Source organism: Cupriavidus sp. FW305-27, assembly GCF_058787995.1.
The window spans coordinates 109167-127109 of record NZ_JBYTAG010000011.1 but is presented as its reverse complement, the minus strand read 5'-3'; the positions used below and the strand labels follow the sequence as shown (position 1 = coordinate 127109).

Genomic DNA, 17943 nt, shown 5'->3' with positions numbered 1-17943 from the left:
GACAACCCGATGGTATGGCGCGGCCCGATGGTCACCTCGGCGCTGGAGCAGCTGCTGCGCCAGACCAACTGGCACGACCTGGACTACCTGATCGTCGACATGCCGCCGGGCACCGGCGACGTCCAGCTGACGCTGTCGCAGAAGGTGCCGGTCACCGGCGCGGTGATCGTCACCACGCCTCAGGATATCGCGCTGCTGGATGCCAAGAAGGGCCTGAAGATGTTCGAGAAGGTGGGCATTCCCATCCTGGGCATCGTCGAGAACATGGCGGTCTACTGCTGCCCGAACTGCGGCCATGTCGAGCATATCTTCGGCCACGGCGGCGGCGAGAAGATGTGCGCCGACTACGGCGTCGACCTGCTCGGCAGCCTGCCGCTGAACCTGCAGATCCGCGAGCAGGCCGACTCCGGCCGCCCGACCGTGGTGGCCGAGCCCGACAGCCCGGTGGCCGGGATGTACCGCGCCATCGCGCGCAAGGTGGCGATCAAGGTCGCCGACAAGGCGCGCGACATGACCAGCAAGTTCCCGAGCATCGTCGTGCAGAACACCTGACCAGGGTGAGCGATTTACGCGCGGCGCCCGTCGCGCGCTGACATGGAGCAATGGCATGAGACGCCTTCGCAACGCCAAGATCGTGGCCACGCTGGGCCCCGCGAGTAGCACCCCCGAGCTCATCGACGCGCTGTTCGAGGCCGGTGCCGATGTCTTCCGGCTCAACTTCAGCCACGGCACCCACGAAGACCACCGGCAACGGTTCGAAGCGATCCGCGCCGTGGAGCGCAAGCGAGGCCGCCCCATCGGTGTGCTGCTCGACCTGCAGGGTCCGAAGCTGCGCATCGGCACCTTCGCCGACGGGCCAGTGCAACTGGCCGCGGGAGCCGGCTTCCGGCTGGACCTGGACAGCGCGGCGCCCGGCTCGGCCAGCCGGGTCTGCCTGCCGCACCCGGAGATCTTCGCCGCGCTGAGGGAAGGCGTCGAGCTGCTGCTGGACGACGGCAAGATCCGGTTGCGCGTCGAGCAGTGCGGCGCCGGCTTCGCCGAGACCACGGTCGTCAACGGCGGTACGCTCTCGGACCGAAAAGGGGTGAACGTGCCGGACGCGGTCCTGCCGCTGTCAGCCATGACCGAGAAGGACCGGCGCGACCTCGACTTCGGTCTGGCCCTGGGTGCGGACTGGATCGCGCTGTCCTTCGTGCAGCGGCCCGAAGACATCCGGGAGATCAAGGCAATTGTCAACGGCCGCGCCGGCATTGTCGCCAAGCTGGAAAAGCCCGCTGCCATCCAGAGCCTGGACCTCATCGTCGCCGAGGCCGATGCCATCATGGTGGCGCGCGGCGACCTGGGCGTGGAGATGCCGGCCGAGCAGGTGCCCTCGCTGCAGAAGCAGATCGTCCGCGCATGCCGCAAGGCCGGCAAGCCGGTCATCGTTGCCACGCAAATGCTCGAATCGATGATTGCCGCCCCGGTGCCCACCCGCGCGGAAGCGTCAGACGTGGCGACGGCGATCTACGACGGTGCCGACGCGGTCATGCTGTCGGCCGAGTCGGCTTCGGGCCGGTATCCGGTGGAGGCGGTGCGAATGATGAACAGCATTATCTCCCGCACGGAATCCGACCCGCTGTACCGCGACGCCATCGAGGCATCCCACACGCCGCCGCGCGCGGACGCGGCTGATGCCATCGGTTATGCGGTGCGGCATATCGTGGGCTTGCTCAGGGTGCCGGCGACGGTCGCCTATACCAGCTCGGGCTATTCGGCGCTGCGTATGGCGCGCGAGCGGCCGCAGGTGCCCATTCTCGGCATGACACCGCGCATGGCGACGGCGAGGCGGCTGACGCTCACCTGGGGCGTGCATGCGGTGCTCTGCCACGAGGTGCTGGATGTGCCGGAGATGACCGATCTGGCCAGCCGCACTGTGCTGGCGGAGGGCTTCGGGGAAGCCGGACAGTCCATCGTCATCTCCGCGGGGCTGCCGTTCCTGGTGGCGGGAACCACCAACCTGCTGCGGATTGCGCAGATCCAATGAGGGGGTAGGGACACCGCCGAACAGGTACGACCCGGGGCATTGCCGCAGCGTTGCACGGTCCCCGCTGACAGAGGCACTGCCACCTCCGTCAGCGGGCCGGGCCGCTCCCCTCCTGACCTCGACTCCCCCCCTCGAAAGAGGTAGGCAATGCTGAGGCTTGGCTCATTTGCCCCGACTCTCGTTGACTACGGCTTTGGAAGCCCCCGGCGGGGCTGTTGTTATTTAGCCGAAGACCGGGCAAATGATGGCCATGATGGTATCGAAACCGTGCAAAAGTCATACCCTGCCAATCAGCAGGGTGCCTTTGACGGCGCGCAGGCATGAGTGGCGCGGTTAAAGGCCTTCCGGCTGGCCAGCCATGCACGGTCTTATCATGCCAACACTGTACATGCGCTGGCGCGTGGTCTAGTCTTCACGTTGACCCGCGTTCGGCTGAAATCCGGGCGAAGGGGCCAATCAAGGCGCCAGTACAAGCGCCAGTATCGGGGGTCTGGACTGCCATGAGTATCGAGATCGGAAAAGACATCACTGCGTTTGCCGACCAACTGCTGGACGCCGTATTCCTGGTCGACACAGGCGGCCGCATCCAGTATGTCAGCGCCGCGTGCGAGGGCATTTTTGGCTATACGCCGAAGGATATGGCGGGCGAGTTCATCATCGATCTGGTCATGCCCGCCGACCGGGACCGGACCATTATCGAGGCCAAGCAGGTGATGTCGGGAAAGAAGCGGATCGGTTTTGAAAACCGCTATCGCCACAAGGACGGCAGTGCCGTCCATATCATGTGGTCCGCCGGATGGCTCCAGTCGGAACGGTTGCGCGTCGGGGTTGCCCGCGATGTCACTGCGCTGAAGAAGGAGAGCATTCTTGACCTTGGGCTGGCGCTTTCTTCCGTTCCGTTGGCGCCCCACGAGCAGAAGGTCTTGCGGCTGCTGTTGACCGACGCATCGGAAAAGCAGATTGCCCAGCGCCTCGGCCTGGCCGTTTCAACGACCCATTCCTATGTGACCGGCATTTTCCGGAAATTCGGCGTCAGGGGCCGGGCGGGGTTGATGAGCCTGTGGCTGGAAAATCTGACCAGGGACTAAATACGCAATATAGATTGTATTTCTCGAATACAAACCATGATCTGTATTGGTCAGAAACTTCGTCCCCGCGCCTCATAAATCGCTTATCTCTACCGGCGCCGCCATCAGCGCCTGACCAGCGAACACTGCGATTTCGACACCGGCATGAACGCCTGCTCGCCCGGCACCGTGGCCAGCACCTTGTAGTAGTCCCATGGGTACCTGGACTCGGCCGGCGTCTTGACCTCGAACAGATACATGTCGTGGACCATGCGGCCGTCTTCGCGGATGCGGCCGTTCTTTGCAAAGAAGTCGTTGATCGGCATCGACTTCATCTTCTTCATCACCGCCGCGGTCTCGTCTGTGCCGGCTGCCTGCACGGCCTTCAGGTAGTGCGTCACCGATGAATACGCACCCGCCTGGCTCATGTTGGGCATTTTCCTGAGCTTGTCGAAATAGCGGCGCGACCAGGCTCGCGTGGCATCGTTCATATCCCAGTAGAAAGCTTCGGTCAGCACCAGCCCGGAGGCCGTCTTCAGGCCGATGGCGTGGATGTCGTTGATATAGAGCAGCAGGCCCGCCATGCGCTGCGTGTTGTTGCGGGTCAGGCCGAATTCGGAGGCGGCCTTGATCGCGTTGACGGTATCGCCGCCGGCATTGGCCAGGCCCACCACCTGTGCCTTGCTGGCCTGCGCCTGCAGCAGGTAAGAGGCAAAGTCGCTGGTGGCCAGCGGGTGGCGCGCGGCGCCCAGCACCTTGCCGCCGGTCTCGTTGACGACCGCGGTGGCCGAGTCCTGCAGCGTGTGGCCGAAGGCGTAGTCCGCCGTCAGGAAGAACCAGGACTTGCCGCCGCGCTGCACCATCGCGCGCGCGGTGGTGTTGGCCAGCGCGTAGGTGTCGTAGGCGTAGTGCACTGACACCGGCGTGCACAGGTCGTTGGTGATGCGCTCGGTGCCCGGGCCGGAGAACACCACGATGCGGTTCTTCTGTCGTGCAACCTCAAGCACCGCCAGCGCCGGCGCAGACGCGGCCACGTCGAGGATGGCGTCGACATTGGCAGTGTCGAACCATTCGCGCGCCTTGTTGGCGGCGATGTCGGCCTTGTTCTGGTGATCGACCACCACCAGCTCGATCTTCTTGCCCAGCACCTTGCCGCCGAAATCGTCGATGGCCATCTGCGCGGCGGTGGCGCTGCCGCGGCCGGTGACGTCGGCATACAGGCCGCTCATGTCGAGCAGCATGCCGAGCTTGACGACATCGTCAGAGACGGCGGCCCTGGGCTGGGCCTGGGCAGTGCCGCAGGCAAGCGCCGCGGCGAAGGCGAGGGCGCTGGCGGCAATGCGGCGGAGCGCGTGGCGATGGTTCATGGTGTCTCCCTGGTTTATTGTTGTTGGCTTATACCGTGGCGATCGGCGTCACCGGCGACCCCACCGCGCCGGGCAGGCGCAACGGCGGGGCGGTGAGCTGGAAGCGGGTGCGGCCGTTGGCGCGCAACCAGTCCGCCAGCTCGCGCAGGTACCACAGCTCGCCCAGCGGTAGGCCCAGCTTGAACAGGCAATGGTGGTGCAGCGGCAGCAGCGGGTGGCTCTTGTCGCCGTCGGGCGCGGGGCGGGCGGGGTAGCGTTCCACCGCGTAGTTGTCGGCGATCAGCGCGGCGATGCCGGCATCGGTGATCCAGTTCAGCAGGCGCTCGTCGCGGCCGTCCAGCGCGCAGCAGCTGTGGTGCAGCACGGCTTCATCGGGTTTGCGCTGCATCGACAGCACCACCTCGGCAAAGCCGGTGCGCAGCAGCAGCATGTCGCCGCGTTCGACTTCCACATTGCCGGCATCCAGCGCGTGCATCAGGTCGTCGTAGCCGACATTGCGGAAGTCCATGCCGAAGGTATGCGCCAGGTCCACCAGCACGCCGCGGCCCTGCATCCCCTTGACCGCGAAGTTCTCGATGCCCAGCGCCTGCGCGGCACTGTGGTCGTGGCCGCAAGGGTGCGCGGCGAAGTTGTCATCCTCGGCATAGTCCACCGGGCCGACGATATGCTCGTTGGCGCGGTAGCCGTTGTAGTACACGCGCTCCGGGCGGCCGTCGCCGTCGGCATCGAACAGCGCCCCCACGTGCGCCAGCGCATCCCATTGCGTGCTGTATTGCAGGCACAGCAGCACCTGGTCGTCGCTGATGACGTCGGTGGCGGTGGGATCGACCTTGGCCAGCGGGAAGTTCAAATAGGGGATGTCGTCGCGCAGGGTAGGCCGCAGCACCGGCGGATGCCGGCGCGGGTTGAGCTTGTTGCCGCCGGGGTAGTCCAGCGGCAGCGACAGGCAGAAGCTGATGCCGGCCTGCACCTCGCGCGCGCCCTTGACGACTTGTTCCGGGCAGATCAGGTTGATGCGGCCGAGCTGGTCGTCGGGGCCGAAGTCACCCCAGTTGGAACCTTGCGGACGTTGCTTCCAGCGCATGAGTCATGCCTCCTGTCGTGTGCGTGGCCGAGGGAGCGGCCGGTGTATGGGGTATCGGTGCGGCGTGGTTGCGCGATGCGCGTGGCCACGCGGGAAGGTCTCCTGTCCGGTTCTCGTGGCATGAAACCGGTTGCATCCCTTATAGGCCATATTACGGGGAATGGTCATTTTGCGGTGCAGCAGGATTACGGCGGGGCGGCATCCTTATAGAGGCGGGCAATGCCGGTTCATGATGTGTTATCGTACAACTAGGTTGAGGAAGCTGCTTATTTCCGCCCAGAAATAGTAGAGGATAGGGAATTCCCGGGGCCGTAGATCACCATAAACGGATAGCATGTTGTCAGACAACGTAACACTAAAAGTGCGCGACGCGCACCCGGCTGGAGATGACATGACAGTGACCCCGACAGCAGGTGGACAGGCGGCTCGCCCGCTGTACATCACGATGCACGCGAACGACAACGTCGCGATCGTGGCCAACGACGGCGGCCTGCCGGCGGGAACGGAATTCCCCTGCGGCCTGGTGCTGGCCGAGGGCGTACCCCAGGGCCACAAGGTGGCGCTGACTGACCTGCGCGAGGGCGACGCGGTGATCCGCTACAACGTGGTGATCGGCTATGCTCTGAAAGACCTGCCGCGCGGCAGCTGGGTCAATGAGCGCGTGATCCGCATGCCGGCCGCGCCGGAACTGCACGACCTGCCGGTCGGCACGCGCGTGGCGCCGCTGCTACCGCTGGAAGGCTATACCTTCGAGGGCTACCGCAATGCGGACGGCTCGGTTGGCACACGCAATATCCTGGGCATTACCACTACGGTGCAGTGCGTGGAGGGCGTGGTGGAGTTTGCCGTGCGGCGCATCAAGGAAGAACTGCTGCCGAAGTATCCCAATGTCGACGACGTGGTGGGCCTTGAGCATACCTACGGCTGCGGCGTGGCAATCGACGCGCCCGATGCCGGCATCCCGATCCGCACCATCCGCAATATCGCGCTGAACCCCAATTTCGGCGGCGAGGTGATGATCGTCAGCCTGGGTTGCGAGAAGCTGCAGCCGGCGCGCCTGATCGGCGCCGGCACCATCCCGATCCAGCAGGAGGGCGAGCCCGACGTGGTCTGCCTGCAGGACGAGCAGCACGTGGGCTTTGCCTCGATGATCGATTCGATCATGGCCACGGCAGAGAAGCATCTGGCCCGCCTGAACGCGCGCCGGCGCGAGACCTGTCCGGCGTCAGACCTGGTGGTCGGCGTGCAGTGCGGCGGCAGCGATGCCTTCTCCGGCGTCACCGCCAACCCCGCGGTGGGCTTTGCCACCGACCTGCTGGTGCGCGCCGGGGCCACGGTGATGTTCTCCGAAGTGACCGAGGTGCGCGACGGCATCGACCAGCTCACCGCGCGCGCGGCCACGCCCGAGGTGGCCGAGGCGCTGGTGCGGCAGATGGCCTGGTACGACCGCTACCTGGAGCAGGGCAAGGTCGACCGCAGCGCCAACACCACGCCGGGCAACAAGAAGGGCGGCCTGTCGAACATCGTGGAAAAGGCGATGGGCTCGATCGTCAAGTCGGGCACCGGCCCGATCCACGGCGTCACCGGCCCCGGCGAGAAGGTCACGCAGAAGGGGCTGATCTACGCCGCCACGCCCGCGGGCGATTTTGTCTGCGGCACGCTGCAGCTGGCCGCCGGCATGAACCTGCACGTATTCACCACCGGGCGCGGCACGCCGTACGGGCTGGCCGAGGTGCCGGTGATCAAGGTGTCCACCCGCAACGACCTGGCACGGCGCTGGCACGACCTGATGGATGTCAACGCCGGCCGCATCGCGACCGGCGAGGCCACCATCGAGCAAGTGGGCTGGGAGCTGTTCCACACGCTGCTGGCCGTGGCCAGTGGCAAGAAGTCATGGGCCGAGCACTGGAAGATCCGCAATGCGCTGGTGCTGTTCAACCCGGCACCGGTGACCTGAGCCTCGGCTCTGACGGCGCTAGGTGCGCCCGCGCAACGGCCTGAGCAGATGCGACAGGCCGTTGTGGTCCAGCTCATGCATCAGCGCCAGCAGCGCGCCGATCTGCCCCGGCGGGAAGCCCTCGCGCGCGAACCAGTTCAGGTAGTTGCCTGGCAGGTCGGCGATCACCGTGCCTTTGTGCTTGCCAAAGGGCATGGTGACTGTGACCAGCCGCTTGAGGGCGTCGGCGTCGAAATCGTTCATGGGTGGCGGAAAGTCGGAAGGCTCCACGCTATCACAGTCAGCAAGCCGCACTACCTGGCGGTCATCTCCCACTTTCTCGCGAGTCCAAGCCGCTCGAATCGTTCGAACAGGAAGTCGATGAAGACGCGAATCCTGGCCGGCTGGTGGCGGCGGCACTGATACGCGACGTTGATCGTCAGCTTGGGCAGTTGCCAATCCGGCAGGACCGGCACCAGCCGGCCGGCAACGATGTCTTCGTAGATGATGTAGAGCGGCTGTACCAGGATGCCATGGCCCGCCAGGGCCGCTGCGCGGATCACCTGGCCTTCATTGGAGTCGAGCACGCTGGTCACAGGTACGGTTGCCGTTTCGTCGCCTCGCCGGAAGTGAAGCAGGTAGGGATCATTGGCAAGGTTGTAAATGAGCATCTGATGCTGCCGCAAGGTATCTGGTGCATCTGGCATGCCGCGCTCGGCAAGGTAGCCAGGCGACGCCGCCAGTACGCGGCGCGTCTCGGCCAGTTTTCGCACCGTAATCCCTGAATCCCCCTCATGTTCGCGTGTCCGGATGGCCACATCGATCCCGGCCTCGATAAAGTCAGGGTAGCGATTGGCAGCAATGATCTGGACCGCCAGGTTCGGATAGCACGCCCGAAATGCCGGCAATGCCGGCGCGAGATGGATCATCGCGAAGGATGCCGATGCGGTCACGCGAAGAACGCCGGTTGGATTGAGCGTGGCCTCGTTGATGGCGGCCTCGGCTTCGGCCATTTCAGCCAGCATCGCGGCACAGCGCCGGTGATACTCACGGCCGGCATCCGTGAGCCAGAGCCGGCGCGTGGTGCGCTCGACCAGGCGCGCTCCCAGGCGCTCTTCCAGCGCATTGAGGCAGCGGGTGGCTGCCGCACTCGACATGCCGAGTTGCTCCGCCGCCTTTGTGAGGCTGCCGAGTTCCGCAACCTGCACAAAAAACTCAATCTGCGTCCACTTGTCCATCAATTCTTCCGGCTAGAGGAGAACACTACTTCGCTTCCACCTCTTTTTACCTGTGGAGGAAGGAATTAATGTTAGCAGCAAGCGAGAAGCAGAAAACATGCGGAGACACCCGGAATGCGAAACCTCAATGAAGACACGATCACGCAGGCGGTGCTTGCGTCGATGGCGAACTGCCGCGATGCGCGCCTGCGCACCGTGATGACCAGTCTCGTCCAGCATTTGCATGCGTTCGCGCGTGATGTGAAGCTGAGCGAGGAAGAATGGTTCGCGGCCATTCGCTTCCTGACTTCGGTGGGCCACATCACCGATGACAAGCGCCAGGAATTCATCCTGCTATCCGATGTGCTTGGCCTGTCGATGCTGGTGACGGCGCAAAACAATGTGAAACCGGCGGGCTGCACTGAATCCACTGTATTTGGCCCGTTCTACGTGGAAGACAGTCCCGCGTACGACAGCGGCGCAGATATCTCGAATGGCGCGCAAGGCGAGCCTTGCTTTGTGCGCGGGCAGGTGCGGGACCGGGAAGGGACGGCCATTCCGGACGCCACCATCGAAGTCTGGCAGGCGGACCAGCATGGCCACTATGACGTGCAGATTCCGGGCCCTGACGGCGAGCATACCCACCGTGCGCGCGGGCGTTTGCGAACCGGCGAAGACGGCAGGTTTTCGTTTCGCTCGATCCTGGCCGAACCCTATCCGATTCCGCATGACGGCCCGGTCGGCGCGCTGCTGGAGGCGCTTGGCCGCCATCCCTGGCGGCCTGCCCACCTGCACTTCATGATCAGTGCACCGGGTTGCGAGACGCTGATTACCCATGTCTTTCGCGACGGTGACCGCTACCTCGACTCCGACGCCGTATTTGGCGTGCGCTCGACGCTGGTGGCTGACTGGGTGCAGCACCCGCCGGGCATCGCGCCTGATGGCAGCTTGCTCAAGGACCCTTACTACACCCTCGATTTTGATTTTGTCCTGAGCCGCGCGCACGAACGGAAATGATCAGGCACATCGTCATGTGGAAGGTGAAGGGTGAGACGGCGCATGAACGGGCTGATGCCCAGCAACGCATCAAGGCGGCCTTCGAGGCCTTGCCCGGCCGCATTCCAGGCCTGCGCCACGTGGAGGTCGGTATCGACGTGAGCCGCGTTGACTACGCGTGCGACACGGTGCTGCTTGCCGAGTTCGAATCGCTCGCGGCGCTCAAGGCCTACGCCGATCACCCGGAGCACCTTCGCGTCCGCGAGCAGCTGGCAGGGCTGCGCATCGCCCGCCACCAGGTCGACTACACCATTGATTGAGGGATGCAATATGGAAACAGCACTGGAATTCGTCTACCAGGCAGCGCCTGCCAGAGTCGTATTTGGCGCGGGTAGCCTGCAGCACCTGGAGCGCGAGATCGGCTTGCTCGGCGCGCAGCGCGCGCTGGTCTTGTGCACGCCCGAGCAGCGCGATGGGGCGCAGGCAATCATGGCATCCCTTGGCCAGCGCGCGGCAGGCCTGTTCGACCGTGCAGTCATGCATGTGCCGATCGACACGGCCCGGGAAGCACGCGAGCTTGCCCTGGCCTGCAATGCCGACTGTGCCATCGCGTTTGGCGGCGGTTCGACGATCGGGCTCGGGAAGGCGATTGCCCTGGAAAGCAGCATTCCCATCCTGGCGATCCCCACCACCTATGCCGGCAGCGAGATGACCCCGATCTACGGCGTTACCGAGGGCGGGGTCAAGCGTACCGGCAGCGATATGCGGGTGCTGCCACGGGCGGTGATCTACGACCCGGAACTGACCCTGACCCTGCCGGTCGACCTGTCCGTGACCAGCGGCATCAACGCCATCGCGCATGCCGCCGAGGGACTCTACGCCAGCAATGCCAATCCGATCACCAGCCTGATCGCTGAAGAAGGTATCCGTGCCCTGGGCCAGGGCTTGCCTGGCATCCATCGCGACGCCGCCGATATTGTGGCCCGCGGCCAGGCGCTCTACGGTGCGTGGCTGTGCGGAATGGTCCTGAGCAACGTTGGCATGGCACTGCACCACAAGCTTTGCCACACCCTCGGTGGCAGCTTCAACCTGCCGCACGCCCAGACTCACACGGTGGTGCTGCCACACGCACTGGCGTTCAACGCGGACTTTGCGCCGCAGGCAATGCAGCGGATCGCCCGCGCCCTGGGCACTGACAAAGCCGCGCGCGGCGTCCATGACCTGGCGAGCAAGCTCGGGGCGCCGACGTCGCTGCGTGAACTCGGCATGGCGCACGCGGACCTGGACCGCGCCGCGGAGATTGCCAGCGCCAATCCCTACTGGAATCCGCGCCCGATTTCCCGGGAGGACTTGCGTGCGCTGCTGCAGGACGCCTTCGACGGAACGCGCCCGTAATGCGCAACTCGCCGAGCTGCCACGGGACAGCGGCCCCCAAAACCAATATAGATGGAGACAAAGCATGAGCATCAATCCGAAGCAAACACCCGAGCCGGCCGCAGAAATCTTCGACGTAGCCGTGATCGGATATGGCCCGACCGGACTCGTCGCGGCCTCGCTGCTGGGGGAGGCTGGCTACAAGGTGGTTGTCATTGAACGCTGGCCCACGCCTTATGGCCTGCCGCGCCTGACCCATATCGATGGCGAGACGGCACGGATCGTCCAGGCGTGCGGAGACGTTGACCAGGCCCTGCGCGATGCCTGTGGGCTGGGTCCGTATCAGTATCGCAACGCCGACGATGAGCTCCTCATTGAACTGGACTGGACCGGGCACGCGTGCGGCTTCCCGGCCCATATCTCGATTTACCAGCCCGATATCGAAGACGCCATTCATCAGCGCGCGGCAAGCTTTCCCGGGGTCGAGATCCTTCGCGGCTGGGAGGCAGAGACGCTCAGGCAGGACGAGGATGGCGTCAGGATCTCCGCGCACCTCTGGCGCGGCGCGCAGGACTCGCAATGGACGACACCGTCGCGCGAGTTCATCGCAAAGTACGTCATTGGCGCCGACGGGGCGAACAGTTTTGTCCGCCGCAGTCTGTGCATCGAACGCGACGACTTCGGGCAGAACGAGCGCTGGTTGAACCTTGACTCGGAGAACAAGCGGGACCTTGGCGAGAAGTTCTCGCTCACGACCATCTATTGCGACCCGGCGCGGGCCCATATGTACATGCCGATCGGCACCCGGCGGACTCGCTTCGAACTGCGGGTGCTGCCTGGCGAGGATACTGCCTACTGGGAGGACGAGGCCGTCGGCTGGCGCTGGCTGAAGGAGCAGCATGGCCTGGGCCCGGAAGACATGCGCCTGTTGCGCCATGTCGTCTACACGTTCGAAACCCGCATGGCGCACCGGTGGCGCGACGGGCGGATCTTCCTGGCCGGCGATGCCGCGCATACGATGATGCCCTATATGGGGCAAGGCGCGTGTTCGGGCATGCGAGACGGCATCAACCTGGCCTGGAAGCTGGACCTGGTGCTCAGTGGCCGAAGCGCGCCGGGTCTGCTGGATACGTATGAAGAAGAGCGCAGGCCCCACGTCAGCAAGATCATGGAGATGGCGAGATTCCTTGGCAAGGTTGCCAACGAAGACGATCCGCAAAAGGTTGCCGAGCGCGACGCCGCATTCCGGGCCCGGTCGATCCCCCCGATGCCGCCGTTTCCGAGGCTCGAAGCCGGCATCGTGCATGCCGAGGTGGATGGCAGCCTGTTGCCCGCGATCGGCACGCCCGCTCCGCAGGGACGCGTGCGCAAGGGGGAAGTCGAAGGGCGCCTCGATGACGTGGTCGGTCATGGCTTCCTGCTGATCGCTCTTGACGATCCGTTGCGCTACCTCGATGAAGGCCAGCTCGGTTTCCTTGAGCAACTCGGCTGCCATATCGTCGTGCTGTCCGACGCGGCGTCGATACCCGGGGCAGTGGTGGAACTCAATGGCGCGCAGGCAGCGTTCATGCGCGCGCATGGCATGCAGGCTTACATCAGCCGGCCGGACTTTGCAGTCTTCGGCGGCGTTTCCGACCTGGCGCATCTGCCCGGCCTGGTCGATTCCCTGCGCCAGAAGCTGCACTGGCGCGGTGCGGCGCAATCCAGCATGCTGGCCGGGACCAGCGCAGCGGCTGTTTCGTGAGCGCGGGAGCCATGATGACGACAACGGTTTCTTCGGCAGCGCTTGCGTTCCAGCGGGCGATGCCGGTCACACGCTTGCTGGATTGCGGCATGGACTATGCCGACGCCGTCCGGCTGTTCGACGCCACCAGCCGGGGAGAGGACTGGGATCGCGTGGCCGAGTCGCTCGCCGATGCTCAGCTGGAGCGCGCCGAGCATGCTGCCAGGGCCGGCCACCTGGTGACAGCCGCCCAGGCCCAGTCCATGGCGATTGCCGACCTGGTCTTTGCGCAGATGGCCTTCAATCACGACGCGCCACGCAAACTCGGCTTGTACAGTCGCCTGGTGGCTGCGACGCACCAGCTTTGCCACTGGTCCGCACAAGGCCTCGAGCGCGTTGAGCTTTCATTCGCAAATGGTCGCCTGACAGGGTGGCTGATGCGCCCGCCAGCCGGCCACGCGCGCGGCACCGTGCTGCTCTTTGGCGGGCAGAGCGGCTGGGGGGTGGCATACCTGCCGCTGGCGCGGGCCCTGGCGGAACGCGGTCTCGCCACGCTGATGGCGGAAGGCCCGGGGCAGGGCGAAACCCGGCTGGTCCACGGCATTCATGTCGACGTGGATATTCCCGCGGCCTACCGGTGCTTTGTGTCACGGATAGCCGAGGATGCATCGCTTGGCGTCCCCGGCATCTGGGGGAACAGCGTGGGCGGGCTCTGGGCGGCAGCCACGGCAGCGACGGACGACAGGATCCGGGCGTGCTGCATCAACGGTGCCCTCGCAGCTCCCACACTGCTGCCGTTCCGGACGTTCGAGGAGCAGGCAGCCGCCATGCTGGGCAGCACGAACCAGGCAGCCATCCAGGCCAATTTCGAACGCATGCGCTTTCACTCGCACCGCGACAGGATCGCTTGCCCGCTGCTCGTGCTGCATGGCGGCGAGGATCCGTTGGTGAAGCTGGAAGACCAGCAGCCGTTCCTGGACGCGGCGCTCACGGACGACGTGACGCTACGAATCTGGCCGGATGGCGAGCATACGATCTACAACCACGCGGCCGAGCGGACTGCCCTGGTGGCGGATTGGTTCGCGGACCGGCTCTGCTGAATGGACGCCGCGCGCCGTCAAGCGCGCCGGATCTTCGCTTCTTCCACAGCCGCGCGCACGCACTCGGCCAGCAACTCTGACGCGCGGGTGCGCGTCGCACGGGCCGTGCGCGCGATCACCAGCGGCTGGCGCACGGTATCTTCCCGTATCGGCTTTTCCACGACGGCGGTGATCTGGGACGACGCCGGCGCCTGCGTGATCAGCAGCGCCGCGCCCAGTCCGTTCGCCACCATGCCGCGCGCCAGTTCCAGCGAAGTCGCGCGGTAGCGCACCTCGGGCTGCAGCCCGAATTGCCAGAACGGCGCCATCAGGAATTCACGGCTGTGCGGCAGGTCGATCAGGATCAGCGGTTCCTGCGCCAGTTCGTGCAGCGACAGGCTGCCTTTGCGCCTGGCCAGCCGCGAGCCCGCGGGCAGCAGGCCGTAGGGCCGCAGCTCTGCCAGCAGTTCGCGCTCGATGTCTTCGGGCATGCCTACGTCGTAAGTCAGCGCCAGCTCGATCTGCCCGCCGTGCAGCCAGTCTTCCAGTTGTGCGAGATCCCCTTCGACAAAGCGTACCGACAGTTTGGGATAGCGCTCGCGTGCCAGGCGCAGCACCACCGGCAGATAGACCGGCGCCAGCGTGCGGAAGACGCCGATCTGCACCTCGCCCGCAGCGGCATCGCCGCTCTTGTCCACTTCAAATGCCGTTGCTGCCCCGAGGATGTGGCGCGCTTCCGCCAGCTTGCGTACGCCGAAGCGGGTCAGGGTCATCCTTGCGCCGACATCACGGGCGAACAAGGCTTCCTCGAACAGCGTCTCCAGTTCGCGGATGGCAACGGAGATGGAGGGCTGCGAGACGTTCAGCAGCCGCGCAGCCGCCGTGGTGCTGCCGGTTTCGGCCGCCGCGGCGAAGTAGCGCAACAGCCGCAAGGAGACGCGCATCAAAAAATCCTATAGGTGCTAGTCGAATTCAATATTTTACTTGATAGCATGCGCTGCGCAGAATCGGTGTCACTGAAACGCAAGCCCGCGGGTTTGCAAGCCTGGAGGCCAAGACGTGACTCATTCCGACCTGCCGCTTGCCGGCATCCGCGTGATCGATTTCTCGCGCGTGCTGGCGGGCCCTTACTGCACGGCGCTGCTCGGCGACCTTGGCGCAGAGGTGATCAAGATCGAACCGCCTGGCGGCGATGACTACCGCGCGGTCGGTCCCTTCGTCGATGGCAAGAGCGGTCTGTTCTCTGCCATGAACCGCAACAAGCAGAGCATCGTGATCGACCTGAAGACGGCAGCGGGCCTGGAGCTGGCGCGCTCGCTCTGCGCCCGGGCCGACGTGGTGGTCGAGAACTTCCGCCCGGGTGTCGCGGACAAGCTGGGCATCGGCTATGAGGCGCTGCGTGCGCTGAATCCGCCGGTGGTCTACGCCAGCGTGTCGGGCTTCGGCCAGACCGGGCCGGAATCGCACCGTCCGGCCTACGACATCATCCTGCAGGCAATGTGCGGGCTGATGGATGCCACCGGCGCCCCGGACGGCGCCCCGACCATGCTGGGCGAGGCCGTCTCCGATGCGGTCAGCGGCCTGTTCGCCTCATGGGGCGTGCTGGCCGCGCTGCTGGCGCGCGAGAAGACCGGGCGGGGCACGCATGTCGATGTCTCGATGTTCGACGCCACCCTGAGCCTGAGCGCCACCCTGGTCGCGCGCTATGCCGCGACCGGCCTGGCGCCGCTGCGCGTCGGCAACCGCCATCCCTCGTCCGCGCCGTTCGGCGTGTACCGCGCCGCGGACGGCTTCTATGTGGTGGCGGTGCTGAACAACAAGCTGTTCCAGGCGCTGGCCAATGCCATCGGCCGGCCGGAGATGGCGCAGGACCCGCGCTTTGCCGACGACGAGACGCGCTGCCGCTTCGAGGGCGATCTGCGCGCCGGTCTCGAAGCCTGGTCGGCCAGCCGTTCCGTGGCCGAGGTGAACCGCCTGCTGAGCGAGGCGGGCATCCCTGTCGCGCCTATCCGCAACGTCAAGGAAGCCCTGGAGAGCGACCATGCCGCCCACCGCGGCCTGCTTGCCGAAGTGCCCGGGCCGGAGGGCGGCACCGTGCGGTTGCCGTCGCAGCCGGTGAAGTTCTCCGGCTACGGCGCCAACCGCGTGACGCCCGCGCCGGCGCTGGGGCAGCACACCGAAGCCATCCTGGCCGAGCTGGCCAATGCTGCCACGGCGCATCCGCAAGTGTTCAGCAAGGAGAAACAACATGCATAAGCGACTGGGCGTAGAGCCGGGCGATCTTGAGATTGCCGATGCCATCGGACGCTTCGCGCAAAGCGAACTGGCGCCGAAGGCGGCCGAGGTGGACCGGGCCGAAGCCTCCACCACGTGCTATGTGCCGCAACTTGCCGAGCTCGGCCTGATGGGGATGAACCTGCCGGAGCGCTGGGGCGGGACCGAGACTTCGCCGGTGGCACTGATCCTGTCGTTGGCGGAGGTTGCCAAGGCCTGCGCCTCGACCTCGTCGATGATCGGCGCGCACTACCTGGCTACCGATTCCATCCTGATCGGCGGCGACGACAGCCTGCGCGAGCGCTACCTGCCGGATGCGGCCGCCGGCGGCAAGCTGGGCGCCTTTGCGCTGACCGAGCCGCGCGCCGGCTCCAACCCGGCGGACATGGCCACGCGCGCCACCCCGGAGGGCGACGGCTACCGCCTGCGCGGGGTCAAGCACTTCATCTCCAACGCGGACGCTGCGGACTTTATCGTCGTCTACGCCAAGACCGATCCCGCCGCCGGCACGCGCGGCATCAGCGCCTTCGTGGTGGACCGGCACAGCGAGGGCGTGCAGATCGCGCCCGCCGAGAAACTGATGGGAATTCGCGGGGCGCCGGCCCATGAGGTGGCGCTGGACTGCTTCGTTCCCGCCGCCAACCGGCTGGGGCCGGAAGGCACGGGCTTCCGTACCGCCATGAAGGTGCTGGACAACAGCCGCCTGGACGTGGCTGCCACCAGCCTGGGCATTGCCGAGGCAGCGCTGGCGTGCGCGGCGGACTGGGCCAGGCAGCGCCAGGTCGGCGGCGAGCCGCTGGCGCGCAAGCAAGGCCTGCAATGGATGTTTGCCGACATGCGCACGCGGCTGGAGGCGGCCTGGCTGCTGACCCTGCAGGCGGCGGTGCGGCGCCGGGACGGAGAGCCCTTCACCGAGCAGGCATCGATGTCCAAGCTCTATGCCTCGGAGATGGTCGGCTTTGTCACCGACGCCGCGCTGCAGATCCACGGCGGCTACGGCTTCACGCGCGAAATGCCGCTGGAGCGCTTGGTGCGCGATGCGCGGATCCTGCGCATCTATGAAGGCTCGTCGGAAATCCAGCGGACGGTGATCGCGCGCGCGGTGCTGGCGTAAGCGCCGCTGCAGATCCGACGGTGGGGATCAGGGCGTGGCAGGCGTGTCGGGGCTGTCAGGCGTGGCGTCGGGCGCGGCAGGGGTGTCAGGCGTGGCAGCGGGCGTGGCGGGCTTGGCTTTCCGCGGCCGGGTGCCCGCACCGCGGCGGGCCTTCAGCTGCTGGGCCCGCTTGGCATCCGCCAGGCTGACGACGCCGGCCTCATTGCCCTCCAGGTCCAGCCGCTTGGCGCCTTCCACCATGCACGACCAATAGCGTGCGCCGCTGCACCAGGTGCGGATCGCTTCACGCAGCTCCGCCTCGGTCAGGGCCAGCTTGCCCGCATGCTGGGCCAGATCCTCGAACGTGCCGACCTTCAGCGGCACCTTGGGCGCCGGGTTCTTCGGAAACGCCTTGGGGAAGTGCTTCTGCAGCCGGGCAATGGAATGCACCACAGGATCGACGGGCGGCTTCGCGGGTGCCGCAGCCTGCGCGGCAGCCGGCGCAGGGCGCCGGCGCTTGCCTTCCGCCCGTGATTCGGCCTTTGCCTTGGATTCGGCCTTTGCCTTGTTTGCCAGTTGATCCCTTAGTGCTGCGAGTTGTTCAAAGCCCATGATATTTGCCGTTCTGTGAACCAGAATTGTAGCAAGGCTGGGCCAACGACAGGTTTGGCGGCATTTTGCATGCGGCGGGCATGGGTCGAATACGT

At 65.8% G+C, this 17943-nt stretch carries 17 protein-coding genes; 11 read left to right on the top strand and 6 right to left on the bottom strand.

The features are described 5' to 3' along the window. The 3 genes from AC3WRI_RS07855 to AC3WRI_RS07845 form a co-directional block, all read left to right on the top strand. A partial coding sequence (locus AC3WRI_RS07855; RefSeq protein ID WP_492292994.1) for an Mrp/NBP35 family ATP-binding protein occupies positions 1-552 on the top strand: 552 nt, incomplete at its 5' end. 55 nt (positions 553-607) lie between these two features. Further along, positions 608-2026: a pyruvate kinase gene (gene pyk, locus AC3WRI_RS07850; protein ID WP_492292992.1), complete on the top strand. Its 1419-nt coding sequence runs from the start codon at positions 608-610 to the stop codon at positions 2024-2026. 500 nt (positions 2027-2526) lie between these two features. Next, positions 2527-3114, top strand: a complete 588-nt coding sequence (locus AC3WRI_RS07845) for a helix-turn-helix transcriptional regulator (protein ID WP_011616917.1) — start codon at positions 2527-2529, stop codon at positions 3112-3114. A 104-nt stretch (positions 3115-3218) separates the two neighbouring features. Here the strand turns inward: AC3WRI_RS07845 and AC3WRI_RS07840 are convergent, their stop codons facing one another. Further along, positions 3219-4460 carry an ABC transporter substrate-binding protein gene (locus AC3WRI_RS07840; protein WP_010809683.1) on the bottom strand — a complete coding sequence of 414 codons (1242 nt, stop codon included), beginning with the start codon at positions 4458-4460 and terminating at the stop codon, positions 3219-3221. 28 nt (positions 4461-4488) lie between these two features. Continuing rightward, the gene (locus AC3WRI_RS07835; RefSeq protein ID WP_492292990.1) at positions 4489-5544 is read right to left on the bottom strand and encodes a cyclase family protein; all 1056 of its coding nucleotides are present in this window, start codon (positions 5542-5544) and stop codon (positions 4489-4491) included. A gap of 391 nt (positions 5545-5935) precedes the next feature. On the opposite strand from AC3WRI_RS07835, the gene garD reads away from it, so the two are divergent. Continuing rightward, positions 5936-7501: a galactarate dehydratase gene (gene garD, locus AC3WRI_RS07830; protein ID WP_010809685.1), complete on the top strand. Its 1566-nt coding sequence runs from the start codon at positions 5936-5938 to the stop codon at positions 7499-7501. A gap of 18 nt (positions 7502-7519) precedes the next feature. Here the strand turns inward: garD and AC3WRI_RS07825 are convergent, their stop codons facing one another. Both AC3WRI_RS07825 and AC3WRI_RS07820 read right to left on the bottom strand, forming a co-directional pair. Beyond that, entirely contained in the window at positions 7520-7744 is a 225-nt protein-coding gene (locus tag AC3WRI_RS07825; protein ID WP_011616919.1) for a DUF3820 family protein, read from the bottom strand. 50 nt (positions 7745-7794) lie between these two features. After that, positions 7795-8718 (bottom strand): LysR family transcriptional regulator, encoded by a 924-nt coding sequence (locus AC3WRI_RS07820; protein WP_058698546.1) that lies wholly within the window; start codon positions 8716-8718, stop codon positions 7795-7797. Positions 8719-8832: 114 nt separating this feature from the next. Here AC3WRI_RS07820 and AC3WRI_RS07815 point away from each other — a divergent pair, with 114 nt between their 5' ends. The 5 genes from AC3WRI_RS07815 to AC3WRI_RS07795 all read left to right on the top strand — a co-directional run bounded on the left by AC3WRI_RS07815 (position 8833) and on the right by AC3WRI_RS07795 (position 13890). Further along, positions 8833-9714 (top strand): intradiol ring-cleavage dioxygenase, encoded by an 882-nt coding sequence (locus tag AC3WRI_RS07815; RefSeq protein ID WP_492292988.1) that lies wholly within the window; start codon positions 8833-8835, stop codon positions 9712-9714. Next, entirely contained in the window at positions 9711-10013 is a 303-nt protein-coding gene (locus tag AC3WRI_RS07810) for a Dabb family protein (RefSeq protein ID WP_010809689.1), read from the top strand. The genes AC3WRI_RS07815 and AC3WRI_RS07810 overlap by 4 nt, the downstream gene beginning before the upstream one ends. 10 nt (positions 10014-10023) lie before the next feature. Then, a complete protein-coding gene (locus AC3WRI_RS07805) occupies positions 10024-11088 on the top strand; it encodes a maleylacetate reductase (RefSeq protein WP_492292986.1) in 1065 nt (354 codons plus the stop codon). A gap of 64 nt (positions 11089-11152) precedes the next feature. Continuing rightward, positions 11153-12811, top strand: coding sequence for a bifunctional 3-(3-hydroxy-phenyl)propionate/3-hydroxycinnamic acid hydroxylase MhpA (gene mhpA, locus AC3WRI_RS07800; RefSeq protein WP_011616922.1), 1659 nt, complete (start codon positions 11153-11155; stop codon positions 12809-12811). An 11-nt stretch (positions 12812-12822) separates the two neighbouring features. After that, the gene (locus tag AC3WRI_RS07795; protein ID WP_011616923.1) at positions 12823-13890 is read left to right on the top strand and encodes an alpha/beta hydrolase family protein; all 1068 of its coding nucleotides are present in this window, start codon (positions 12823-12825) and stop codon (positions 13888-13890) included. A gap of 17 nt (positions 13891-13907) precedes the next feature. Here AC3WRI_RS07795 and AC3WRI_RS07790 read toward each other — a convergent pair whose 3' ends face one another. Continuing rightward, the gene (locus tag AC3WRI_RS07790) at positions 13908-14813 is read right to left on the bottom strand and encodes a LysR family transcriptional regulator (RefSeq protein WP_058698544.1); all 906 of its coding nucleotides are present in this window, start codon (positions 14811-14813) and stop codon (positions 13908-13910) included. 115 nt (positions 14814-14928) lie between these two features. Between AC3WRI_RS07790 and AC3WRI_RS07785 the strand changes: the two genes are divergently transcribed. After that, entirely contained in the window at positions 14929-16125 is a 1197-nt protein-coding gene (locus AC3WRI_RS07785) for a CaiB/BaiF CoA transferase family protein (protein WP_492292984.1), read from the top strand. Then, a complete protein-coding gene (locus AC3WRI_RS07780) occupies positions 16118-17257 on the top strand; it encodes an acyl-CoA dehydrogenase family protein (RefSeq protein ID WP_492292982.1) in 1140 nt (379 codons plus the stop codon). Before AC3WRI_RS07785 ends, AC3WRI_RS07780 begins: the two co-directional genes overlap by 8 nt. A gap of 27 nt (positions 17258-17284) precedes the next feature. On the opposite strand, the gene AC3WRI_RS07775 is transcribed toward AC3WRI_RS07780, so the two are convergent. Beyond that, complete coding sequence (locus AC3WRI_RS07775; RefSeq protein ID WP_011616927.1) at positions 17285-17848, bottom strand: ProQ/FinO family protein; 564 nt, start codon at positions 17846-17848, stop codon at positions 17285-17287. Positions 17849-17943 lie beyond the last annotated feature (95 nt).